Annotated in this window: 21 protein-coding genes; 10 read left to right on the forward strand and 11 right to left on the reverse strand. The window is 68.4% G+C overall.

What is annotated here, in order from left to right; translation table 11 throughout:
- Positions 1-19: 19 nt before the first annotated feature.
- From BDI24065_RS32010 to BDI24065_RS32020, 3 genes are all read right to left on the reverse strand, one after another.
- A complete protein-coding gene (locus BDI24065_RS32010) occupies positions 20-3,592 on the reverse strand; it encodes an indolepyruvate ferredoxin oxidoreductase family protein (RefSeq protein ID WP_175034577.1) in 3,573 nt (1,190 codons plus the stop codon).
- A 1,468-nt stretch (positions 3,593-5,060) separates the two neighbouring features.
- Positions 5,061-5,390 carry a hypothetical protein gene (locus tag BDI24065_RS32015; protein ID WP_175034578.1) on the reverse strand — a complete coding sequence of 110 codons (330 nt, stop codon included), beginning with the start codon at positions 5,388-5,390 and terminating at the stop codon, positions 5,061-5,063.
- A 291-nt stretch (positions 5,391-5,681) separates the two neighbouring features.
- The gene (locus tag BDI24065_RS32020; RefSeq protein ID WP_175034579.1) at positions 5,682-6,239 is read right to left on the reverse strand and encodes a sugar O-acetyltransferase; all 558 of its coding nucleotides are present in this window, start codon (positions 6,237-6,239) and stop codon (positions 5,682-5,684) included.
- Between the two features lie 400 nt (positions 6,240-6,639).
- Here BDI24065_RS32020 and BDI24065_RS32025 point away from each other — a divergent pair, with 400 nt between their 5' ends.
- The gene (locus BDI24065_RS32025; RefSeq protein ID WP_175034580.1) at positions 6,640-7,254 is read left to right on the forward strand and encodes a glutathione S-transferase family protein; all 615 of its coding nucleotides are present in this window, start codon (positions 6,640-6,642) and stop codon (positions 7,252-7,254) included.
- Positions 7,255-7,305: 51 nt separating this feature from the next.
- Here the strand turns inward: BDI24065_RS32025 and BDI24065_RS32030 are convergent, their stop codons facing one another.
- Entirely contained in the window at positions 7,306-8,268 is a 963-nt protein-coding gene (locus tag BDI24065_RS32030; RefSeq protein ID WP_175034581.1) for an ion channel, read from the reverse strand.
- A 178-nt stretch (positions 8,269-8,446) separates the two neighbouring features.
- Positions 8,447-9,466, reverse strand: coding sequence for a sulfate ABC transporter substrate-binding protein (locus BDI24065_RS32035; RefSeq protein WP_175034582.1), 1,020 nt, complete (start codon positions 9,464-9,466; stop codon positions 8,447-8,449).
- 452 nt (positions 9,467-9,918) lie between these two features.
- Here BDI24065_RS32035 and dapA point away from each other — a divergent pair, with 452 nt between their 5' ends.
- On the forward strand, positions 9,919-10,812 hold the full coding sequence (gene dapA / locus BDI24065_RS32040; protein ID WP_175034583.1) for a 4-hydroxy-tetrahydrodipicolinate synthase: 894 nt from the start codon (positions 9,919-9,921) through the stop codon (positions 10,810-10,812).
- 56 nt (positions 10,813-10,868) lie between these two features.
- Here dapA and BDI24065_RS32045 read toward each other — a convergent pair whose 3' ends face one another.
- The 3 genes from BDI24065_RS32045 to BDI24065_RS32055 form a co-directional block, all read right to left on the reverse strand.
- Positions 10,869-11,249, reverse strand: coding sequence for a type II toxin-antitoxin system VapC family toxin (locus tag BDI24065_RS32045; protein ID WP_175034584.1), 381 nt, complete (start codon positions 11,247-11,249; stop codon positions 10,869-10,871).
- Positions 11,249-11,458, reverse strand: coding sequence for a hypothetical protein (locus BDI24065_RS32050; RefSeq protein WP_175034585.1), 210 nt, complete (start codon positions 11,456-11,458; stop codon positions 11,249-11,251). The genes BDI24065_RS32045 and BDI24065_RS32050 overlap by 1 nt, the downstream gene beginning before the upstream one ends.
- Before the next feature lie 115 nt (positions 11,459-11,573).
- Positions 11,574-12,626 carry a LysR substrate-binding domain-containing protein gene (locus BDI24065_RS32055; protein WP_175034586.1) on the reverse strand — a complete coding sequence of 351 codons (1,053 nt, stop codon included), beginning with the start codon at positions 12,624-12,626 and terminating at the stop codon, positions 11,574-11,576.
- Between the two features lie 107 nt (positions 12,627-12,733).
- On the opposite strand from BDI24065_RS32055, the gene BDI24065_RS32060 reads away from it, so the two are divergent.
- Positions 12,734-14,008: an MFS transporter gene (locus BDI24065_RS32060; protein ID WP_175034587.1), complete on the forward strand. Its 1,275-nt coding sequence runs from the start codon at positions 12,734-12,736 to the stop codon at positions 14,006-14,008.
- A gap of 55 nt (positions 14,009-14,063) precedes the next feature.
- Here the strand turns inward: BDI24065_RS32060 and BDI24065_RS32065 are convergent, their stop codons facing one another.
- Positions 14,064-14,702, reverse strand: coding sequence for a glutathione S-transferase family protein (locus BDI24065_RS32065; RefSeq protein WP_175034588.1), 639 nt, complete (start codon positions 14,700-14,702; stop codon positions 14,064-14,066).
- 112 nt (positions 14,703-14,814) lie between these two features.
- Here BDI24065_RS32065 and BDI24065_RS32070 point away from each other — a divergent pair, with 112 nt between their 5' ends.
- The 3 genes from BDI24065_RS32070 to BDI24065_RS32080 all read left to right on the forward strand — a co-directional run bounded on the left by BDI24065_RS32070 (position 14,815) and on the right by BDI24065_RS32080 (position 18,446).
- The gene (locus BDI24065_RS32070; RefSeq protein ID WP_175034589.1) at positions 14,815-15,735 is read left to right on the forward strand and encodes a LysR substrate-binding domain-containing protein; all 921 of its coding nucleotides are present in this window, start codon (positions 14,815-14,817) and stop codon (positions 15,733-15,735) included.
- A 249-nt stretch (positions 15,736-15,984) separates the two neighbouring features.
- Positions 15,985-16,278: a hypothetical protein gene (locus BDI24065_RS32075; RefSeq protein ID WP_175034590.1), complete on the forward strand. Its 294-nt coding sequence runs from the start codon at positions 15,985-15,987 to the stop codon at positions 16,276-16,278.
- A 47-nt stretch (positions 16,279-16,325) separates the two neighbouring features.
- Positions 16,326-18,446, forward strand: coding sequence for a phosphocholine-specific phospholipase C (locus BDI24065_RS32080; RefSeq protein ID WP_175034591.1), 2,121 nt, complete (start codon positions 16,326-16,328; stop codon positions 18,444-18,446).
- A 60-nt stretch (positions 18,447-18,506) separates the two neighbouring features.
- On the opposite strand, the gene BDI24065_RS32085 is transcribed toward BDI24065_RS32080, so the two are convergent.
- Entirely contained in the window at positions 18,507-19,130 is a 624-nt protein-coding gene (locus tag BDI24065_RS32085) for an RBBP9/YdeN family alpha/beta hydrolase (RefSeq protein WP_175034592.1), read from the reverse strand.
- Between the two features lie 320 nt (positions 19,131-19,450).
- On the opposite strand from BDI24065_RS32085, the gene BDI24065_RS32090 reads away from it, so the two are divergent.
- From BDI24065_RS32090 to BDI24065_RS32105, 4 genes are read left to right on the forward strand one after another with little or no spacing between them, the layout of a single operon-like run.
- Positions 19,451-20,392, forward strand: a complete 942-nt coding sequence (locus BDI24065_RS32090; protein WP_175034593.1) for a 2-hydroxyacid dehydrogenase — start codon at positions 19,451-19,453, stop codon at positions 20,390-20,392.
- 26 nt (positions 20,393-20,418) lie between these two features.
- Positions 20,419-21,351 carry a hydroxymethylglutaryl-CoA lyase gene (locus tag BDI24065_RS32095; protein WP_175034594.1) on the forward strand — a complete coding sequence of 311 codons (933 nt, stop codon included), beginning with the start codon at positions 20,419-20,421 and terminating at the stop codon, positions 21,349-21,351.
- A gap of 26 nt (positions 21,352-21,377) precedes the next feature.
- Positions 21,378-21,884, forward strand: a complete 507-nt coding sequence (locus BDI24065_RS32100; RefSeq protein ID WP_174917165.1) for a YbaK/EbsC family protein — start codon at positions 21,378-21,380, stop codon at positions 21,882-21,884.
- On the forward strand, positions 21,881-22,087 hold the full coding sequence (locus tag BDI24065_RS32105) for a DUF1289 domain-containing protein (RefSeq protein WP_175034595.1): 207 nt from the start codon (positions 21,881-21,883) through the stop codon (positions 22,085-22,087). The genes BDI24065_RS32100 and BDI24065_RS32105 overlap by 4 nt, the downstream gene beginning before the upstream one ends.
- 264 nt (positions 22,088-22,351) lie before the next feature.
- Here BDI24065_RS32105 and BDI24065_RS32110 read toward each other — a convergent pair whose 3' ends face one another.
- Positions 22,352-23,254, reverse strand: coding sequence for a DMT family transporter (locus tag BDI24065_RS32110; protein WP_175034596.1), 903 nt, complete (start codon positions 23,252-23,254; stop codon positions 22,352-22,354).
- Between the last annotated feature and the right edge of the window lie 45 nt (positions 23,255-23,299).

Raw genomic sequence — 23,299 nt, forward strand, 5'->3', positions numbered from 1 at the left:
ATTTCCGCCCGCGTTCGCGTTACTTCGCGACGACGACCGGAATCCCCTTCAGCATCCCCGCGCCCTTCATCTCGTCGAGTGCGTGCTGCACGGCCGCGCTCGTCGCCGCTTCGATGCCGAGCTGCAGTGCAAGCTCGCGCTCCGTGCGCTTGACGCCGGCAAGATTGCGCACCTTCACGTGGCCGAAGCCGCGCACGCGGGCGTGCAGGTCGGCCAGTTGCGCGACCTGCGCCGCATTGCCGACCGTCGTCGCGGCGAGCGCGCGCGCAAGCGTCGTCTCGTAGTCGTCGGCGAGCGCACGCTCCATCTTCCGCTCGACGGTGCGGCCGAACGGATCGAGCCACGTGCCGCGCAGGCTGCGTACGCGCGCCAGCATGCCGAACACAGGCCACATCCACTGGCCGAACACACGCTTCTTCGGTGCGCTGCCGTCGCTGCCGGCCTTCGCGACCGTCGGCGGCGCCAGGTTGAACTTCACGCGATACGCCTGCCCCGGCACGCCTTCGAACTGCGCTTCGAGCGCCGTGCGGAACGCGTCGTCCGTGTACAGCCGCGCAACCTCGTATTCGTCCTTCACCGCGAGCAGCCGGTAGAACGTCGTCGCGACCGCGCGCGTCAGCGCCTCGTCGCCCTTCGCGTGCGCCGCGCTCACGAGCGCACGGTAGCGCTCGACATAGCGTGCGCCGCCGTAGGCATCGAGACGCGCTTCGCGATCGGCGATCAGCTCGGCGAGCGTCTCCGGCGCGGCATGCGCGGCCACCGTGTGGCGCGCGTTCCACAACGCGTCGAGGCCCGCCGCATCGCCGGCCGCCATCCGGCCGATCGAGAACGCGAGCTTGTTCATCGGCACCGCGACGTTGTTCAGCTCGATCGCGCGCATCATCGCAGCGAGCGACACCGGCACGAGGCCGAGCTGCCACGCGTAACCGAGCATCAGGATGTTCGCGCCGATCGAATCGCCGAGGAACTTCGCGGCGAGTGCCTGCGCGTCGCAGCTCGACAGGTAGCCGTCGCCGGCCGCGTGATGCATCTTTTCGAGCAGCGCATCCGCATGCAGGTTCGCGTCGGGGTTCTGCACGAACGACGCGTTCGGGATCCGGTGCGTGTTGACGACGATCCGCGAACGCTCGTGACGCACCGTCTGCAGCGCCTCCGCGCTCGCGCCGACGACCATGTCGCACGCGAGCAGCACGTCGGCCTGCTGCGTGTCGATGCGCACCTGGTTCAGCCACCGGTCGCTCGATGCGATCCGCACGAACGACAGCACCGAGCCGCCCTTCTGCGCGAAGCCCATGAAGTCGAGCACCGACGCGCTCTTGCCTTCGAGGTGCGCGGCCATGCTGATCAGCGCGCCGACCGTCACGACGCCCGTGCCGCCGACGCCCGTCACGAGCATGTCGAACGGCGCCGCGTCGAGATGCGTCGCCGGCACCGGCAGCGCATCGACGCGCACCGCGAGCGCCGCTTCGTCGAATGCCGCGCCTGCAGCCTTCTTCAGCGCCGCGCCTTCGACCGTCACGAAGCTCGGACAGAAGCCGTTCACGCACGAATAGTCCTTGTTGCACGACGACTGGTCGATGCGGCGCTTGCGGCCGAGCGGCGTCTCCAGCGGTTCGACCGACAGGCAGTTCGACTGCACGCCGCAATCGCCGCAGCCTTCGCACACCGCGTCGTTGATGAACAGTCGCTTGTCCGGGTCGGGGAATTCCCCCTTCTTGCGACGGCGGCGCTTCTCGGCCGCACAGGTCTGGTCGTAGATCAGCACGGTCACGCCCGGCGTCTCGCGCAGCTCGCGCTGCACGGTGTCGAGCTCGCTGCGGTGATGGAACGTCGTGCCTGGCGGAAACTGGCCGTGATGGCCGTCGTACTTCTCCGGCTCGTCGGACACGACGACGAAGCGCGACACACCTTCCGCCTCGACCTGCCGCGCGATCTGCGGCACCGAGATGCTGCCGTCGACCGGCTGGCCGCCCGTCATCGCGACCGCGTCGTTGTAGAGGATCTTGTACGTGATGTTCGCTTTCGCGGCCACGGCCTGGCGGATCGCGAGGATGCCCGAGTGGAAGTAGGTGCCGTCTCCGAGGTTCTGGAACACGTGCTTCGTGTTGGTGAACATCGCGTGCGCGGCCCAGTCGACGCCCTCGCCGCCCATCTGGATCAGCCCGGTCGTGTCGCGCTCCATCCACGACGCCATGAAGTGGCAGCCGATGCCGGCCTGCGCAATCGAGCCTTCCGGCACCTTCGTCGACGTGTTGTGCGGGCAGCCCGAGCAGAAATACGGCGTGCGCTTCACCGCGTCCGCCTCGTTCGACAGGATCTGCGGTGCGACGAGATCGACCACGCGTTCGCGGCGGTCGAGTGCCGGCTTGTGGCGCGCGAGCCATGCGGCGAACACCGGCAGGATGCGCGACGGGCGCAGCTCGCCGAGCTCGGACAGCAGGCAGGCGCCGGCGGCGTCATGCTTGCCGAGCACGCGCGGGCGCGCGCCTTCCGTGCGGTTGTACAGGTAGTCCTTGATCTGCTGCTCGATGACGGGGCCCTTCTCCTCGATCACGAGCACTTCGGCCAGCCCGTCGACGAAGGTGTCGAGCCGCGTCATTTCGAGCGGATACGACAGGCCGACCTTGTAGATCCGCACGCCGGCCGCGTCGAGGTCGGCCACCGTCAGGTCGAGGCGGCGCAGCGCTTCCATCAGGTCGAGGTGCGCCTTGCCGCAGGTCACGATGCCGACGTTCGCCTGCGCGCTCGGTGCGATCCACTTGTCGATGCTGTTGGTGCGCGCGAAATGGCGCACCGCGTCGAGCTTCGCGGCGAGGCGCGCCTCGATCGTGAGGCTCGGCAGGTCGGGCCAGCGGTTGTGCAGGCCGCCCGCCGGCGGCGTGAAGCCCTCCGGGGCGGGCCACTGCGTCTGCAGCGCGTCGAGGTCGACGGTCGAGCCCGACTCGACCGTTTCCGAGATCGCCTTGAAACCGACCCACGCACCCGAGTAGCGCGACAGCGCCCAGCCGTACAGGCCGAATTCGAGCATGTCGGCGATGTTCGCCGGGTTCACGACCGGCATGTGCCACGCGATCATCGCGAAGTCGCTCTGGTGCGGCATCGACGACGACACGCAGCCGTGGTCGTCGCCCGCGACGACGAGCACGCCGCCATGCGGCGACGAACCGTACGCGTTGCCGTGCTTCAGCGCGTCGCCCGCGCGATCGACGCCCGGGCCCTTGCCGTACCACATCGCATACACGCCTTCGACCGTGCGCTCGGGATCGGCCTCGACGCGCTGCGTGCCGAGCACGGCCGTGCCGCCGAGTTCCTCGTTGATCGCGGGCAGGAAGCGCACGCCGCCGGCGTCGAGCAGTTTCTTCGCCTTCCACAGCTGCTGGTCCACCATGCCGAGCGGCGAACCGCGATAGCCGCTGACGAAGCCGGCCGTGTTGAGTCCCTGTTCGGTGTCGACCGTGCGCTGCATCAGCAGCAGGCGAACCAGCGCCTGCGTGCCGGTCAGGAAGATCCGGCCGCGCGTCGCGGTCAGGTTGTCGGTCAGGCGGTAGTCGGACAGGGCAGGCGTGCCGTCGACGGGCAGGCGGGCAGTCATGGGGGATGTCTCCGGATTGTGCTGTTCTGGGCTGCGCGGCGGGGCGTCGGGCGACGCGTGGAACCGGCAGCGAATGGCTCTATTTTTTCTCGCGGCGCCGAGAATGTTTTTTCTCATCTTGCTCGGACGGGCCCCAAGTGAGAAAAACTGCGCAGCTTTTTGACGGGATTTGAGAGAGTTTTCGCGCATGTCGGGCAGGCGGGATGGGTGACGTGTCGGGGCGGGTGGGCTGTTTGCCGGGGAAGATCGCGGCTGTCGGACGGCGGCACGGGTAGGTGGCGGACGGCGCTCGCGCCCCGTGTGACAAGGGTTTCAGCGGCTGGGGGCCGTGATGCTCACCATTGGAATGCACAGCGTTCCGATTCGTTGGTGGCGCGGGATGTCCACAATGGCGCGCCCCTCGGCCGGTCGGGCTCGCGCGCTCACCGTTCGATTGCACAGGGTTTCGAGTGGCGTGGAGGTCGGGATGTCCACACCGTCATCGGCATTCTTTTGGCTCTTGCCTCGATGCTCACCGTTGAAATTCACAGCGCGGCGAGTGAGTTTCAACCGCGGATATCCACATGGATCAGGGTGTATTGCGTCGATCGGCGGCTCGCCTTCACCGCCCGAATACACAAGCCGCGGGTGTGTTCGTCGGCCGGATAGGCACGCCGGAACGCACATGCAGCCTATCCTCAGGTCGGCACTCACCTTTCAGACATGCCGGGTCGCGAGTGGGTTGGCCGGCCGGGCAGGCACGCCGGAACGCGCACGCTACGCATCCGCGTGCTGACACTCACTCTCAAATACGCTGGGGCCGCGAGTGGGTCTTTCGGCCGTGCAGGCACGCCGGAACGCGAAGGCTACGCATCCGCGTGCCGACACTCACCTCTCGAATACGCCGGGGTCGCGAGCGGGTCTGTCGACCGGGCAGGCACGCCGGAACGCGGAGGCGACATAATCGCGGGCCGGGATTGTCCATCGAAATGCACTGGATCGCTAGTGGGTTTATCGGCCCGATAAGCGCGCGTGAACGCGCACACTGCACAATCGCGGGCTCGCACTCACCGTTGAAATACACGGGGTTTCGAGTGTCTGCAACGGCGGTTATCCACGCCCGATCCGGCATTGCCGACCGGCCACGCTGGTACCCTCACCGCTGAAAACCACAGCCATTCGAGTGATCCGGAACGAAGGATATCCACATGGCCGAGAATCTTCCGAGCGAGCGCGGATGCGCGTTCCGGAAGGCGCCACGGGCCGGAAAGCCAGGCCGGGAGCGGCGCATCGGTCGATCGGATGCCGACACTCACCGTTGAAATACACAGTGCCGCGATTCGTTTCGGCGATCGGATATCCACACGGGCGCTCGCGTTGTCCTCGTTCGCACGCTCACGTCCGAGCCGGACATGCCCGACGCTTCAGACGACACCGCTGGCCGAATGATTGCATCTTGCCGCGCCGATTACCGATCGCGTGTTCACGCTCACCTTCGCGTTGCACTGCGCTTCGAGTCGCTCGCGAACGCCGCGATATGCAGCGAAATCGGCACGTTGCAGACCACGCACCCGCGCTCGCCGTTAAAATGCACGGCCTTTCGAGGAGCTTCCGGAACCGGATCTCCCCGTCGCGGCGCATGCACGGTCCGGCCACACATGTGCGCGTTCGGATAGAATGCGCGGCGCTTCGAATCGCGGCAACGATCGGAAAGCCGCGCCAGGACAGGCGCATCGCCCGATCCGGCACCGCCCCTCACCGTTGAATTCCACAGCATTTCGCGTCGTTTCGCAGGCCAGTTGTCCACAACCCGCTTCATGCATTCCGTATCATCCGGTGACCCTCACCTGTGAAATGCACAGGGCGCCGAGTCGTTTCGGCCTGAGGATATCCACAACCGATTGCGCGGCGCGACCTTCGTCGGACCATCGGCCGGAGCGGCCCGCGCATCCGCCGGCGGCTATCGGGCGGTCACCGGAAAGCCCCGTCCAGACGGCCTCGGCGACACCCTCACCGTTCAAATGCACAGTGTTTCGAGTCGCCATGAGGGTGGGTTATCCACATCGCTCCTGCGCGGCTGCTTCGAATCGGCACGCGCTCTCGCGTCGCGTTACTCGGCTATCGACCGGATGACCGCTGCCGGATTACCGCCGACCAGCACATTCGGCGGAACATCCCGCGTGACGACGGCCCCGGCCGCGACCACCGAGTTCTCGCCCACCGTCACACCGCCGATGACCGTCGCGCCGGCGCCGATCCAGACGTTCCGTTCGATCACGATCGGTTTAGCGACGACGAAGTCGCGCCGCCGCGAAGGTTCGACGGGATGACCTGACGTGATGAGGCTGACGTTCGGCCCGATCATCACGTCGTCGCCGATCTTGAGCCCGCCGAGATCGTAGAACGTGCAGTTCTGGTTGACGAACACGTTGCGCCCGAGCTTCATGCCGGTGCCGCCCGTCGCATGGAACGGCGGGATCAGTACAAAGCCGTCGTCCACCTGGGTGCCGATCAGTTCTCCGAATAATGTGCGAACCTCGGCGGCATCGTCGAACGTCAGGCGATTGATCCGCGCGGCGATCGACATCGCCCGCTTGACCTCGGCCACCATCGCCGCCGATTCCGGCGTTCTTCTCGGAATGATCGTGATGCGATCGTCGTTTGCCATGCGTGAGTTGTCTCCCATGATTTCCCTGTTTCGCGATGCATCGGCGTCACGGAAGGATGCCAGTGTTGCCGTGTGCGCGGGCGCTGCGGGCTGCGTGATGTCGTGCGCGGGATGCCGGCTTACGCCGGAATTTCCATCTTATTTATACCTAGTCTTAACAAGACTAGTTATCACCACACCATCTTGTGCCATAAGGCTTTGCCCGGCTTTCTGACCCGATTCACGCTCGACACACAACGCATCTGGCCATCACACGCAGATAGCCACTGCGGGTTAGGCGCACCTGGCCGGCCGCCCCTGGCCGGGCGCCCCTGGCCGGCCGCCCCTGTCCGAACCTCCGGCGCTCGGGTACGCTTGAGCATCCACCGGACCGACAGCTGCACCCAAACGCGGAGGCACGATGAAGCTCTACTACTGGCCGAAAACCCGGGCATTCCGGGCGCTGTGGATGCTCGAAGAACTCGGCGTGGTGTACGAACTCGTGCCGATCGACCTGCGCTCGCACGAACAGGGCAGCGACGCGTTCGTGCAGGTCAACCCGATGGCCAAGCTGCCCGCGCTCGACGACGGCAGCGTGCCGTTCGCCGAATCGGGCGCCGTGCTGCTCTATCTGGCCGACCGCTGCCCGGGTGCCGGGCTCGGCATCGCGCCCGACGATCCGCTGCGCGGCCGATTCCTTCAATGGCTGTTCTTCACGCCGACCTGCCTCGAACCGGCGATGGCCGAAAAATTCACCGGCGCGTCGGGCAATCCGGTCGCATTCGGCTGGGGCAACATCACACGCGTGCAGCGCGCACTCGCGCAAGCGCTCGCCCATAGTCCGTGGCTCGTCGGCGACCGCTTCACCGCGGCCGACCTGCTGCTCGCCAGCACGCTGAAGATCGCCTTCGACGCACATCTGCTGCCGCACGAAGGCGTGCTCGGCGACTACGTCGCGCGCGCCGAGGATCGCGACGCGTTCCGCCGCGCGGTCGCGATCGAACAGCGCGAAGCCGCGCGCCTGCTGCATGCGTGACACGTAGACGTGCGGCACGCGGGCGACGCCGCCAGCCGCCCGCAAGCGCACCTACACGGCCGGGCCCGACGCCGCGGCGCCGGCATTGACCACCGCGCCCGGCGAGCCGCGCTCGTCGGTATCGGCGTCGACCGGCACCACCTCATGAAAATGCGTGTAGTCGATGTGCGTGATGCCGTCTTCATCGTGCATCAGGTCGACATAGCGGTGACGCCAGCGGATCTCGCCATGCTCCCACGAGTGACGCGCCTGCATCACCTGCGCGGTCGTCTCGTCCGAGCCTTCGATCGTGATCAGCAACGACGCGTCGCGCGCGGCGAGCGATTCGGGCGTTTCGCCGAACAGCGCGCTCGACTCGTCGATCACGTGCATCAGGTTCCAGCCGAGCAGGAAGATCGGATGCTCGTTGCGCACGAGCTGCAGGTCGTGAATCTTGCGCAGGGAGTAGCCCTCGTGGGTGCCTTCGACACGCATCAGCCGCAGTTTCGCCTGCGCCTCGGCAATCACGTTCTGGCGCGCGTTCGCGGCGCGCACCATCAGCGTCATCCGGCCGTTCAACGGCCGCACGATCGCGTAGCGCGCGAACAGGATCTTCGCCTGCGGCCGCGAAAAACGCGCGAACACGAGCCCCGTGGCCAGCGCGATGCTCGACATCCCGACGAAGATCTCGAACGTCGCGACGAGATGCGCATAAAGGGTCTGCGGATGCATATCGCCGTAGCCGACGGTCGCGAGCGTCTCGACGCTGAAGAAGAACGCGCCGCCGAATCCGGGCGGCGACTGGTTCGCGATCGGCGCGCGGCCAAGCAGGTAGAGCGTCGCGAAGCCGCCGTTGAGCAGCAGGAACAGCACCGCGAGCGACAGGAAGAATACGGGCCAGCTCACCGTCAGCGCGCGGTGATAGAAGTCGCGCCAGCCGAGCGGCGGCATCCCGTACGCGATCACCGGTCGGGTACCCGACCAGAGCTTGCGGCCACGGCCGCGGGAGGCTGGGGAGGACGAATCGACGTTCATCGCGCGGTGCCGGAAGCAGGGAGGCGATGAGCGTAGCACGCGCGGCGGCGGCCGGGTATGCGTGCCGGTTCGGAATGGAAATCCGCCCCGCCGCCGGCCGCGCGGCACAAAAAAACCGGCCGCGAAAGCGGCCGGCTGCGTCGTCAGCGTGCGGACACGCGCGCGGTGTGCGCGGCGCTCACTTGCGGTCGACGATCACCTGGTCGAACGTGCCGCCGTCCGCGAAGTGCGTCTTCTGCGCGTTCGCCCAGGTGCCGAAGACCTGTTCGACGCTGAAGGTCTTCAGCGGCTTGAATTCGGCCGCATGCTTCTTCAGCACGTTCGCGTCGCGCGGTCGCAGATGATGCTGCGCGATGATCTCCTGCGCTTGCGGCGTGTACAGGTAGTCGAGATACGCCTGCGCGACCTTGCGCGTGCCCTTCTTGTCGACGACCTTGTCGACGACGGCGACGGGCGGCTCCGCGAGGATGCTCGCCGACGGATACACGGCGTCGAACTGCGCACCCGATGCGCCGGTGTCCATCAGCGCGACTTCGTTCTCGAACGTGACCAGCACGTCGCCGATGCCGCGCTGCGTGAACGTCGTCGTCGCGCCGCGGCCGCCGGAGTCGAGCACCGGCACGTTGCGGAAGATCGCCTTCTCGAAGTCGATCGCCTGCTGGTCGGTCGCGCCCTTCTGTTTCTGGAAGCCCCACGCGGCGAGATACGCATAGCGGCCATTGCCCGACGTCTTCGGGTTCGCGATGATCACCTGGACACCCGGCTTCGCGAGATCGCTCCAGTCCTTGATCGCCTTCGGGTTGCCCTTGCGCACGAGGAACACCATCGTGGTCGAGTACGGCGAGCTGTTGTCCGGGAAACGCGCGCGCCAGTCCTTCGGCAACAGCTGGCCACGCTCGGCGAGCAGGTCGATGTCGTTCGGCTGGTTCATCGTCACGACGTCGGCCTGCAGCCCTTGCAGCACCGACAGCGCCTGCGCGCTCGACGCGCCGTGCGACTGCTTGATCGCGACCGTCTCGCCGGTCTTCTGCTTGTAGGCGGCGGCAAAGCCCGCGTTGATGTCCTTGTACAGCTCGCGCGTCACGTCGTACGACACGTTCAGGATCGACGTATCCGCGTGCGCGGCCGTTGCCGCCACGACCAGCGCCGCCGCCGCGCCCGTGTGCAGCCAGCGACCGATCCCCTTCATGCTTGCCATCGTGATATGCCCCGTTTCCAGTGGTGGTGAATGTGCGTGACGGCACGCGTACGCGCTGTCATCGAAACGTAAGCGGGCATTCTAGCGGCGGGGCGCAACGCGCTTTCCAATCAGTCGTGGAAAGCAAATCTCGAATCCTGCTAAACGGTGGCGGACGCTCGCGCGAGGATCGGATCCGGTGTTAAGATCGGCGCTCAGCCCAATTCCCGGTTCCTCCATGTCCGCTGCCCTGCGCTCGCTTCCGATCCTCGCCGCCGTCGCGGCAGGTGCGCGCGCGGCCGGGCTGAAACTGAAAAAACGACTCCTCGACTGACGGGGACGTCGCGTCCCGTCAGGCGAATGCCGGACGGGATGCCCGCAGGTCGTTTCTTTCTCCTTGCTCGCACGCCTCGCTCCGGCACTCCGCCGGCGGAACGGTTCCTTCCCACTCCGTTTCCACCATGAGGCTTTGCATGAACACACGTTTCGAAGGTATCTGGCTGCCGATCATCACGCCGTTCCACCACGGCGAAGTCGACCATGCCGCGCTCGCGCGACTCGCGCGCCGTTATGCAGCCGCGGGCATCGCGGGCTTCGTCGCGGGCGCGACGACCGGTGAAGGCGTCCTGCTCGACGCGCACGAGCAGGACGCCGTGTTCGCGACGCTACGCAATGCGGCCCCCGGACTGCCGATCGTCGTCGGGCTGACCGCGAGCGCGACGCATGTCGCGGCCGCCCGCGCGCGCGAACTCGCGGCCCTGCGGCCCGACGGGCTGCTCGTCACGCCGCCTGTCTACGTGCGGCCGACGCAGGACGGCATCCGCCGCCACGTCGAGGCGATCGTCGACGCGGCCGACCTGCCGGTGCTCGTCTACAACATCCCGTACCGCACCGGCGTGAACGTCGAACTGGACACGCTGCAGGCGCTCGCGCGCGACCCGCGTGTCGCGGGCATCAAGGAATGCGGCGGTACGCTCGACCGGATGAGCCGGCTCGTGCACGACACGCCGCTCGCGATCCTGTCCGGCGACGACAACCAGAACTTCGCGGCGATGTGCGCCGGCGCGCACGGCGCGATTGCGAGCAGCGCGCACCTGCTGCCCGAATGGCACGTGCGCATCCATGCGCTGCTGCGCGACGGGCGGCTCGCCGATGCGCGGCGTCTGTCGGTCGCGCTGCAGCCGCTCGTCGCGGAACTGTTCGCGGAGCCGAACCCGGCGCCGGTGAAGGCCGTACTGGCCGCGCAAGGGTGGTGCGAAGACGGGTTGCGGCTGCCGTTCGTGCCGGCGAGCGAGGGGTTGAGGGAGCGGCTGGCGGCCATTTGTGCGGAGCTGGACGAAATCGAGCCGGACGTGGCGGCGGCATAAACCGCGACGCCACATGATGCGCAGGCGACCGATGAATTTCGGCCCGACAGATTGCTTCAAACTGTCAAAACGAGAGGCAGGCCGTACCGTGCAAGATGGGTATCGGCCGTCACGAGCTGAAGCGGCTCGAGCCGGGCCTGCGCAGCCAGCAAGCGATCGAATGGATCACGATGGTGGTGCGGCAGATCGCGGACCGCGGCCCCATGCACGGCCCGGACCGGTAGCTCGCGAATCCCGCTTGAGCCGATCGCACGGATCAGCTTGCCGACGTCGATATCGAGCTTCCCCAAGCCGGCCTTGATAGCGGCCTCCCAGATCCTCGCGCTGCTGACGAAACGTTCGTCGGCAGCCGAGATCAGTCCGCGCGCCCGTGCGCTCAGCCTGGGATCATTGGTCACGATCCACAAGAAGATGTGCGTATCGAGCAACAGCCGCATCAGCGCCCTTCGAAAGCATCGAGCAGGTAATCGGGCAGCGGCGCATCGAAGTCGTCCGCGATCCAGGCCTGCCCTTGCAGGACACCGAACCGAACGGGCGGATTGCCGGGCACGAGTCGATCGCCTGAAGCGCTGTCACCACGGATCGTGGCATCCGCCCTTTGAGCCGGATCGACCGCACTGGCGCCGGGTGTATTCGCGTTTTGCATGATGACCTCCGTTTCAAGTGATCATCACTGTAGTCAGGTTCACCCGATCGATCCATTCGACCGATCGGCAGAGGGATTGCCGAACCGCACGCTGCGGCGGCAATCGAGCGTTTTGTCACGCCGCAAGCGCCGCCCCCGCCCCCTCCGTCGCATCCCGCACCGCCTGCGTCACGATCCGCGCAAGCCGATCGACGGTCGGCGTCGCCGACGACGTGCGCCGCAGCAAAATCAGCGGCAAGCTCGGCAGCGCCGGCAACCCGCACGAAGCCGCATCGAGCACACGCACCGACGCGGGCAGCCCGTACTGCGAGCGCACCGTCAGCCCAAGTCCGGCCGCCGCCGCGGCCCATAGCCCGGCGAGACTCGGCGTCGTGAACGCGACGCGCCACGGCACGCCCGCGCGGTCGAGCGCGCCGGTCGCCGCGCCGAAGAACCGGCACGGCCGGTCGAACACGACGAGCGGCAGCGGCTCGCCCGGTGCGCGCACCGCACGGCTGCCCGTTTCGGCCGCGTCACCTTCCACGCCTTCGTCCGCACCACCGCCCGGCACACCGAAGCTGCCCGCCCCCGCCGCCCCGACCCACTGCATCGGCACCTGCGCGATCGCTTCGCTATCGATCCCCGCGCGCGCCACCAGCGCCGCCGACGCCGGATCGCCCCACACCAGTGCGAGATCGAGCTGGTTCGCGTCGAGCCGGTCGAGCAAGTCGGCATTGCGCGCCACGCGCGCCTCGATCCTCACCTTCGGATGCGCACGCGCGAACCGCCCGAGCACGTCGGGCAGGATCGCCTCGCCGAAATCCTCCTGCAGCCCGACCCGCACCCAGCCGTCGAGATTCATGCCGCGCACGGCCGCAGCCGCCTCGTCGTTCAGCTCGATCATCCGCCGCGCATAGCGCAGCATCGCTTCGCCGGCATCGGTCAGCGCCAGCCCGCGCCCGGCTTTCACGAACAGCGGCGTGCCGGCCTGCTCCTCGAGCTTGCGGATCTGCGCGCTCACCGCCGACGACGAGCGCGCGACGCGATCGGCCGCCTTCGCAAAGCTGCCGAGATCCACCCCCGCGACGAGGCTGCGCAGCGCCGCCACATCGAAGTTGGGCCGGGCCAGCGTGGCATCGGCCAGCGCGAGCGACTCGCCGTCGCCGCGCGGAATGTCTTGTCCGGACATCTCAACCATCCCGTGTTATCGAACGATTCATCAAGAACTTTCCGATTTTCAGGATGAATGTAGGTTGCCAGACTGTCGATGTCAAATTTCCAACCGGGCCTGCCGCCATGGATACCTCGTGCATCGCTTCCCCCTCCTCGCCCGCCCGCGACGTCCGCGGCGCGGCCCATCGCTGGCGCGTGCTGGCGGCCGGCGTCGCCGCGAACATGAGCTTTTCGGCCGCGGCGGCCGGCATTCCGACCACGGCCGTGTGGATGCGCACGGCCTATCACCTCGACAACGGCGCACTCGGCCTCGTGCTCGGCGCGCTCGGCTTCGGCGTCGCGCTGTCCGAGCTGCCGTGGGGGATGGCCGCCGACCGTTTCGGCGACCGCCGCGTGCTGCTCGCCGGGCTCGTCGCGACGGCCGCGATGTTCGCGCTGATGGTGTGCACGATCGTCCCGACCGCACACGGCGTGCCGCCGCTGATGCGGGTCGTCGTGGCGATGTGCTGCGTCGGCCTGCTCGGCGGCAGCGTGAACGGGTCGAGCGGGCGCGCAGTGATGCGCTGGTTCGGCGAGCGCGAACGCGGGCTTGCGATGAGCATCCGCCAGACGGCCGTGCCGCTCGGCGGCGGCGTCGGCGCGGCGCTGCTGCCGTCGCTCGCGTCGCACCTGGGCTTTGCCGCGGTATTCGGCGCGTTGATGCTGCTGTGCGCGGGATCGGCCGCGCTGACCTGGCGCTGGCTGCACGAGCCGCCGCCCGCACCGGCCACCGTGGACGTCGCCGCGACGCGTGCAGCCGGGCAACCGCATCTGGCTGCGCCGCGCACCCGCGGCCCGCTGACAAGCGGCCCCGTGTGGCGCATCGTGCTCGGCATCGGCCTGCTGTGTGCGCCGCAGTTCGCGGTGCTCACGTTCGCGACGGTGTTCCTGCACGACTTCGGCCGGCTTGGCCTTGCCGGCATCAGCGCGGCGATGGTCGTACTGCAGCTCGGCGCGATGGTGATGCGCGTGTGGAGTGGCCGTCATACCGACCGGCACGGCAACCGACGCGCGTATCTGCGCGGGTCCGTGTTCGTCGCGGCCGGGTCGTTCGCGCTGCTCGCCGCGGCAACGGCCGGCAGCCCGCACGTGCCGCTTGCCGTGATCGTCGCGATTCTCGTGTTCGCCGGCATCTGCGTGTCGGCGTGGCACGGCGTCGCGTACACGGAGCTCGCGACCCTCGCTGGTGCGAACCACGCCGGCACCGCGCTCGGGATGGCGAACACGATCGTCTACCTCGGGCTGTTCGCGACGCCGCTCGCGATTCCGCCGTTGCTCGCGGCCAGTTCGTGGAGCGTGGTGTGGCTCGCGGCCGCGCTGGTCGCGGCCGCAACCTATCCGCTGTTCGCCGCGCGCTAGCGGCTGCGCGTGGCCTGCGTGCATCGCGGCAACCGCCACGACGCCCGCGCCTGCGTCAGGCCGCTTCGCGCGCCAGCGCGCGCCGCGCGGCCGGCCGTTCGGCCTCGCGCTGTGCGTGAGCGGTCCATGCGGGATACCGCGTCATGTCGAGCCCGATCGCGACGCCCCAGCGATACAGCACGAACAGGAACGGATCGACGATCGAATGCGCACCCGGCTCGGCCCACGTGCGGCCGTCGGCGAGCGCGGCTTCGATCGTCTCGTTCGCGGCTTCGATCGTGCTTCGCCCGTGCGCACTGACCTCGCCGTGCAGCGCCGGATCGCCAATGAAACGGCCCGGCCGCCACAGCGCGCCGTAGCCGACGCCATGCACCCAACCGACCAGCCACGCGAGCCATTCGTGGCACCGTGCCTCGCGCAGCGGATCGCCGAGCGGCAGCATCTGCGCGTCGGGATAACGGCGCGCGAGATACGTGAGGATCGCCGGTGTTTCGGTCAGCACGAGCGACTCGCCCGGAATCGCGAGCGCCGGCACGCGCGCCTTCGCATTGATCGCGAGATAGCGCGCCTCGAGGTTCTGCTGCTTCTGCACGGAGACGATCTCGACGTCGAACGGCGCGCCGGTTTCCTCCAGTGCGATGTGGGCGGCAAGCGAGCAGGCGCCCGGCGAAAGATAGAGACGATATGCGTTCATGGTGGTGTGGCCCGACGGGGCTGTGGAAGACGGAACCGAGTGTAGGAACGCGTGCCCGCCCGCCGCAAACGATGAATTGTCGTGCTCGGACATTAGTGTTACTAATACCCGCATGCGACGCATCCACCTTCCTCCGCTGCAGACGCTGCGCGCGTTCGAGACCGCCGTGCGGCTGCAGAGCTTCACGCGCGCGGCCGACGCACTCGCGCTCACGCAAGGCGCCGTCAGCCAGCACATCCGCGCGCTCGAGGCGCAACTCGGCTATCCGCTCTTCACGCGCGAGCGCAACGGCGCGACGCCGACGCACGCCGCGCATGCGCTCGCGCTGCAGGTACGCCAGGGCCTCAGCGTGCTCGAGCGTGCATTCGAGCCGGCGCTCGCTACGCGCAGCCGCCCGCGCACCTGCGACGTCACGCTGAACGTCAGCGTGCTGCCGAGCGTCGCCGAGCGCTGGCTTGCGCCGCGCCTGCCGCGCTTCTCGGCCGCGCATCCGCATATCGCGATCGCGCTGCACCCGGACGTGGCGCTCGCGCCGCTGCGCAAGCGCGACCGCATCGACGTCGCGCTGCGCTACGGGCCCGGCACGTGGCCGGGCGTCGTCGCCGAGAAGCTGATGAACGAAACGATCTTTCCGGTCGCGAGCCCCGCGTACCGCAATCGCGACGGCATCGCGCCGCGCGCGCCGGCCGATCTCGTGCACGCGACGCTGCTGCGCCATCCCGCGCAGCCGTGGGAACCGTGGCTCCAGGCCGCGCAACTCGACCTCACCGAATCCGCGCGCGCACCGCGCTTCACCGATGCGAATGCGCTGATCGACGCGACGCTGAAAGGGCGCGGCGTCGCACTCGCGCGCCGCTCGCTGATCGAGCCCGAGCTCGCGGACGGCAGGCTCGTGCGCGTATCGACGGTGCGCGTGACCGACGTGTATGCGCACTACGTCGTATGGCGCCCAGGTCATCCGCACGAAGCGGCGATCCGCACGTGGCTCGACTGGTTGCGCAGCGAGGTGCGGCGGCGCACGCCGCGGCGCTGACGCCACGCGATCGGCTGTACGCGTTCATCATGAACGGCGATGCTGTCGCGCACGGCATGCCCACGTAAAAGTGCCCGACCCGCATCGCTCGCCGGGAAATTTTGCACCCTCGCAACCCCATGCAAGTGACTGGTCAGGATATCGAAAGCATTCCGCGATCACGCGCCGGTCGCAAACGATTCACCGAAACGTCGCATCGCGTCGGCATACTCGAAAACATTTCCCGATCAGCCTGCCAGGAGAGAAGTCATGCGTCGCGTTTCCGTCGTCGTCGTTCTTTGTGCCGCCGCTTTCGTCGCCGCCTGCAGTGACGACGCGCCGCACGACGCACACGCGGCCGACGCCTCGCAGCAGGCCGGCGCATCGTCCGGCTCCGCCAGCGCATTCAACAACGATGCGGCCGCGAACGCCGCCGCGTCCGATGCCGCGCCGCTCGCGCCGCCCGTCGTGCACTACCCGCCCGATGACGACGACGACGCGAAGCCCGCGGCGAATGCAGCGAACGCGGCCGCGTCGAGTGTTGCCGCGTCGTCACCCGGCTGATCCCGTCGCTTCCGTCCCCCGACCGCAGCAGAACCGAGGTGAACAACATGACGTCATCGAGCCGCCGCCGTTTCCTGCATACCGTCGCACAATCCGCGGGCGCCGCCGTCGCGCTCAACACGTTCCCCGAATCGATCCGCCGCGCGCTCGCGATTCCCGCCGCGCGCGGCACCGGCACGATCCGCGATGTCGAGCACATCGTCGTGTTCATGCAGGAAAACCGCTCGTTCGATCATTACTTCGGACACCTGCGCGGCGTGCGCGGCTACAACGACCGCTTCCCGATCCCGCTGCCGAACGGCAAGCCGGTGTGGTACCAGCCGTCGAAGGCCGACCCGGGCAAGCCGGTGCTGCCGTTCCGGCTGAACACGCTGACGACGAGCGCGCAGTGCGTCGGCGACCTCGACCACTCGTGGTACAAGACGCACGCGGCGATCGACGGCGGCCGCTACGACCAGTGGCCCGCGAACAAGACCGACATGACGATGGGCTATCACGTGCGCGAGGACATCCCGTTCCACTACGCGCTCGCCGATGCGTTCACCGTGTGCGACAACTACTTCTGCTCGCTGCCGGGGCCGACGCACCCGAACCGCTCGTACCTGATGACGGGCACCGTCGACCCGACCGGCAAGTTCGGCGGCCCGCTGCTCGACAACAGCGACTACGTCGACGGCGACGGGCCGCCCGCGTACCAGCTGCTGTCGTGGACGACCTTTCCCGAGCGGCTCGAAGCGCACGGCGTGTCGTGGCAGATCTACCAGCAGGGCACGACGGGCAACGATCCGTACAACGGCAACTACGGCACGAACGTGCTGCAGAACTTCGCGAACTTCATCAACGCGAAGCCCGGCTCGTCGCTGTACCAGCGCGCGCAGACGGTGCGCACGCTCGACAACCTGAAGGACGACGTGATCAACGACCGGCTGCCGCAGGTGTCGTGGCTGTGTCCGCCCGCCGCGTTCTCCGAGCATCCGAAATACACGCCCGCGTACGGCGCGAACTACACGTCGCAGATCCTCGACGCGCTCACGTCGAACCCGGACGTGTGGCGCAAGACCGTGCTGTTCATCATGTACGACGAGAACGACGGCTTCTTCGACCACATCGTGCCGCCCCAGCCGCCGACGTCGGCCGCGCAGGGCGCGTCGACCGTGACGACCGACGGCGAACTGCACACGGTCGTGAATCCCGGCCGCGGCGGCAGCTACACGGCCGACGGCCTGCCGTACGGCCTCGGGCCGCGCGTGCCGATGACGGTCGTGTCGCCGTGGACGAAAGGCGGCTTCGTGTGCTCGCAGGTGTTCGACCACACGTCGGTGATCCGCTTCATCGGCGAGCGCTTCGGCATCGACGAACCGAACATCACGCCGTGGCGCCGCACGGTGTGCGGCGACCTCACCGCCGCCTTCGACTTCCGCTCGTCCGACGCGTCGTTCCCGCCGCTGCCCGACACGAGCCAGTACCGCACGATCGCCGACCAGCAATGCACGTCGCAGCCCGCACCGACCGTGCCCGCGACGCCGTCGCCGGTCGACCCGCAGGAGCCCGGTGTGCGGCCGGCACGCGCGCTGCCGTACGAGCTGCATGTGAACGCGAGCATCTACGGCGGGACCAAGCTGCGCATCGAGTTCGCGAACCGCGGCAACCAGGGCGCGCACTTCCACGTGTATGCGACGAACCGCACCGACGGCCCGTGGCGCTACACGGTCGGTGCGCGCCGCGTGCTGCATGCGGACTTCGACCTGACGGTGACGAACGGGGTGTACACGTTCGCGGTGTACGGGCCGAACGGCTTCGTGCGCGTGTTCTCGGGCAACGTATCGGCGCCGGCCGCGCCGCATCGCCACCCTGCGCAGCCGGAAGTGAAGGCCGGCTACGACGTCGCGAACGGGAACCTGTACCTGAAGCTGCGCAACCATGGCGGGGCCCACGTCACGCTGACGCTGACCGACAACGCGTACGGCGCGCCGTCGCGGCAGGTGACGCTGCATGGCGGTGACGAGCGCGTCGAGCAGTGGACACTCGCGTCGAGCCACCAATGGTATGACGTGACGGTGAGCGACGGCACGGCCGGCACCTTCTCGCGCCGTTTCGCGGGTCACGTCGAGAACGGCCGGCCGAGCTATTCGGATCCGGCCGCGGTGCAGCCCGTCTCCGCGGCGTAAGCGCGACGGCGCAGTGTGGCACGGCACCTGCCGTGCCGCGCGCGCCGCCCGCCCGGCTCGTCAGACCGCGTGCGCGAGCGCGCGGTCGACTAGCGCGGCTTCGAAGCCGTCGTCCGCGTCGCGAAAGCGCAGCGGTGCCGCGCAGTGGACGAGGGTGTCGATGAAGTACTTCGCGCGCGGCCACGGCCCGAAGCCGGCCGCGGTGTTGATGTGCCCGGCGTCGCCGAGGTTCACGAACGCGCTGCCCAGGTGCTGCGCGAGCGTGCGCGCGTCGCCGAGCGGCATCCACGGATCGGTCTCGCTGCCGATCACGATCGACGGCACGGCAAGCCGGCGCGCGTCGAACGGCCCGGCAAACGTGAATTTCTTCGGACTGGCGGGCGCGACGAGCAGCACGCCCGCGACATCGCCCGTATGCGGCCATTGCGCGAGCGCATGCGCGGCCGCGAGGCAGCCGAAGCTGTGCGCGGCCAGCACGAACGGGCCGCGTTCCCGGTCGAGCAACGCGCGCACCGATTGCGCCCAGCGTGCGAGATCGGGCGCGTCCCAGTCGGCCTGCTCGACGCGCAGCGAGCGCGGGAACTGCCGTTCGAGCCAGGTCTGCCAGTGAGCGCCTTCGCTGCCGTGCAGGCCCGGAACGGTGACGAGCCGCGGCGGCCACGCCGATTTGCTGCATGCGCGCATGATTGCCCTCGCTTGCTTGAAGACGGGATTCGATTGTGGCGCGGCGTCCCCGGCGGCCGAACCAATATTTTGTGCTTTGCATTTGCTTGGGCAGGCCATCCGGGGCGTCCGCCCGCCCCGCGCACCGGCGCGCGATGCGCCGCGAGACCGTAGAATGTGGGCTTCCCGTCAGCTTCACACGGAACCGGGGCCAGGCGCCGACGCGCCGGGCGCCCGGTCGTCAGGAGACGCCCGATGTCCGCTACGCCCGCCGGCGCGCTGCGCCCGGCTCCTCTCGCCGTTCCCGTGACGCGCCTCGCCGGCGCGCGTGCCCTCATCCAATGAAGATCCTGTTCCATTCCCCGCACCAGGAAGCAGGCGCGTGGCGCGACGCGTTCGCGCAGGCGCTGCCGGAAGCCCAACTGCGCGCGTGGCAGCCGGGCGACACGGCCCCCGCCGATTACGCGCTCGTCTGGCGCGCGCCGCGCGAATTCTTCGCCCCGCGCGACGGCCTGCGCGCGATCTTCAACCTCGGCGCCGGCGTGGACGCGCTGCTCGCGCTCGAGCACGCGCATCCGGGCACGCTGCCGCAGCACGTGCCGCTCGTGCGGCTCGAAGATTCGGGCATGGCGCAACAGATGGTCGAATACGTGACGCACGCGGTGCTGCGCTACCTGCGCCGCTTCGACGAATACGAAGCGCTGCAGCGCGAGCGCCGCTGGCAGCCGCTCGAACCGCATGCGCGCGCCCGCTTCACCGTCGCCGTGCTCGGCCTCGGCGTGCTCGGCGCGCAGGTCGCGCGCGCGCTCGCCGCGCTCGGCCTGCCCGTGCGCGGCTACAGCCGCAGCGCGAAGCAGCTCGACGGCGTCACGACCTTCGCCGGCGACGGCGCGTTCGATGCGTGCATCGACGGTGCGAAGGTGCTCGTCAACCTGCTGCCGAGCACGCCCGACACCGACGGCATCCTGTCGTCGCGCACGTTCGCGCGGCTTGCGCCCGGCGCGTATGTCGTCAACGTCGCGCGCGGCGCGCACCTCGTCGAGGCCGACCTGCTCGACGCGCTCTCGAGCGGCCAGGTGGCCGCCGCGACGCTCGACGTGTTCCATCGCGAGCCGCTGCCGGAAGACCATCCGTTCTGGCACGCGCCGCGCATCACGATCACGCCGCACAGCTCGGCCGAGACGCTGCGCGACGAGGCCATCGCCCAGATCGCCGGCAAGATCCGCGCACTCGAGCGCGGCGAGCGCGTCGGCGGCATCGTCGACTACGCACGCGGCTACTGAACCTACAAGCAAACCAGGAGACAACCATGACGTTCCCCACCGCCGTCAAGATCGTCGAAGTCGGCCCGCGCGACGGGCTGCAGAACGAGAAGACCTTCGTGCCGACCGACGTGAAGATCGCGCTCGTCGACCGGCTGTCGCATGCCGGCTTCCGCAACATCGAGGCCGCGTCGTTCGTGTCGCCGAAATGGGTGCCGCAGATGGCCGACGGCGCCGACGTGATGGCCGGTATCGAGCGCCGCGCGGGCACCGTGTACTCGGTGCTCACGCCGAACCTGAAGGGCTTCGAGAATGCGGTCGCCGCACGCGCCGACGAAGTCGTGATCTTCGGCGCGGCGAGCGAGGCGTTCTCGCAGCGGAACATCAACTGCAGCATCGCCGAGAGCATCGCGCGCTTCGAGCCCGTCGCGAAGGCCGCGAAGGATGCGGGCCTGCGGCTGCGCGGCAGCGTGTCGTGCACGCTCGGCTGCCCGTACCAGGGCGAAGTGCCGGTTGCATCGGTCGTCGACGTCGTCGAGCGTTTCGCGGCGCTCGGCTGCGACGAGATCGACATCGCCGACACGATCGGCGTCGGCACGCCGAAGCGCACGCGCGAAGTGCTCTCGGCCGTCACGCGCGTGTTCCCGCGCGAACGCCTGTCGGGCCACTTCCACGACACCTACGGCCAGGCGCTCGCGAACATCTATGCGGCGCTGTTCGAAGGGATCGAGATCTTCCACGCGTCGGTCGCGGGCCTCGGCGGCTGCCCGTACGCGAAGGGCGCGACCGGCAACGTCGCGACCGAGGACGTGCTGTACCTGATGCAGGGCCTCGGCATCGACACCGGCATCGACCTCGCACAGGTCGTCGCCGCCGGCGACTTCATCTCGAACGCGATCGGCCGCGCGAACGTGTCGCGCGCCGGTCGCGCATTGCTCGCGAAGGCGCAGAGCGCGGCCGACTCTGCGAACTGCGTATGACCCCGGTATTCGACGGATTCCTCAACATGACGACACCCGCTTCATTCGATTCCCTCCCCGATTCCGCGCGACGCGTCGCGCTGCTGCTGCGCGAGCGCGGCCATGCGAAAGGCATCGTGATGCTCGCCGAAACCGGCAAGACGTCGGCCGAAGCCGCGGCCGGGCTCGGCTGCTCGGTCGCGCAGATCGCGAAGTCGATCCTGTTTCGCCGCCAGTCGGACGGCGCGCCGGTGCTCGTGGTCGCGAGCGGCGTCAATCGCGTCGACGAGAAGAAGGTCGCCGCGCAGGTCGGCGCGGTCGGCCGCGCGGACGCGAAGTTCGTGCGCGACAACACCGGCTATGCGATCGGCGGCGTCTGCCCGATCGGCCATCTCGTCGACCCCGTCACGCTGATCGACGCCGACCTGCTCGAGCTCGACAGCCTGTGGGCGGCCGCCGGCCATCCGCACGCGGTGTTCAACCTGTCGCCGAACGAACTCGTGTCGCTGACGGGCGCGCCGGTTGCGGACGTCGCGTTGCGGGAGCCCGCATGAGCGACGTGCCGGTTCAAGTCGGCACGGTCGCATCGCCGTGCACCGACGTATGCCGGATCGATCCGCGCACCGACTGGTGCGCGGGTTGCCTGCGCACGCGTGAAGAGATCAAGGGATGGCGTGCGTCGGACGACGACGCGAGGCGCGCGTTGCTCGCACGGCTCGATGCGCGGCGGCGGCTGATTGCGGGGAGCGGCGCATAAAAAAAAGCCGTTCAGCCTGACGGGCGAACGGCATGAGATCGGAATCCTGTGAACGTGATCAACGTCACAGCCCGCATCATACGAGCGACGCGGCCGCATCGCATCGGGTGTTTCCCTACAACTTCTTACAGCGTCTTTCGCGCGTGCGCGCGCACCGCTTGCGCTCGCCATCCGCGCGCCATCGACCCGCAATACTCGTTCCAGAAACTCGCATTCGACGAGCCGCTGCAATGCCGCGCCGCGGCGCCGAATCGCACGACCGTTTCAGTTGCCGACGGCCGCACGACGCGCAGGCACGATGCGCCAGCCGAGGTTCACGCCGGCGGCCGCGAGCAGGATCAGCAGCGCGCCGAACACCTGCGTCCACGCGAGCGTCTGCCCGAACGCGACGTGATCGACAACGATCGCAACGACCGGATAGACGAACGACAGCGCACCGGTCATCGCGGTCGGCAACTTCTGGATCGCGCCGTACAGCAGCACATACATCAGACCAGTGTTCACGACGCCGAGCACGACAAGGTCGAGCCACTGCCCGGCGGTCGCCGGCAACGTGCCGAAGTGTGCGAACGGCGCGAGCAGCAGGACACCGAGGCCGGCCTGCAGCAGCGCGAGCAGATGCGGCGGCGTGCCCTTCAGATGCTTCGTGACGATCGACGAGATCGCATACAGGAAGGCCGCGCCGAGCGACAGCGCGACGCCTTCCAGATATTCGCCCGGCACCGCAAGCACGGCCGGCTCGACGCGCACCACGGCGACGAGCCCGACGAATGCGAGCGAAAGCCACGCAACCGTCGACGCGGTGAGCCGCTCGCGGAACACGATCGCGCCGAGCGCGACGAGCATGAACGGTTGCGTGTTGTAGACGGCGGTCGCCATCGAGATCGACGCGCGCGAATAGGCGGCGAACAGCAGCAGCCAGTTCGCGACGATCGCGACGCTGCCGAGCGTCGCAAACGCGAGCATCCGCGGCGAGAACAGCGCGCGGCGAAGGAAGCCGAACGCCGCGCAGACGATCGCGAGCGTCGCGGCGCCGAACAGGCAGCGGAAGAACACGACGTTCGTCAGCGGCTGCTGCGACGACATCACGAGCCAGCCGATCGTGCCGGACATCATCATCGCGACGACCATCTCGGCGGCGCCGCGGCGAATTTCATTCGAAGCCATCGTGAACTCCGTTCAGAAGAGTGGATGACTTCGATTCTAGAAACT

This window comes from Burkholderia lata (assembly GCF_902499025.1).
Classification (GTDB): domain Bacteria; phylum Pseudomonadota; class Gammaproteobacteria; order Burkholderiales; family Burkholderiaceae; genus Burkholderia; species Burkholderia lata_C.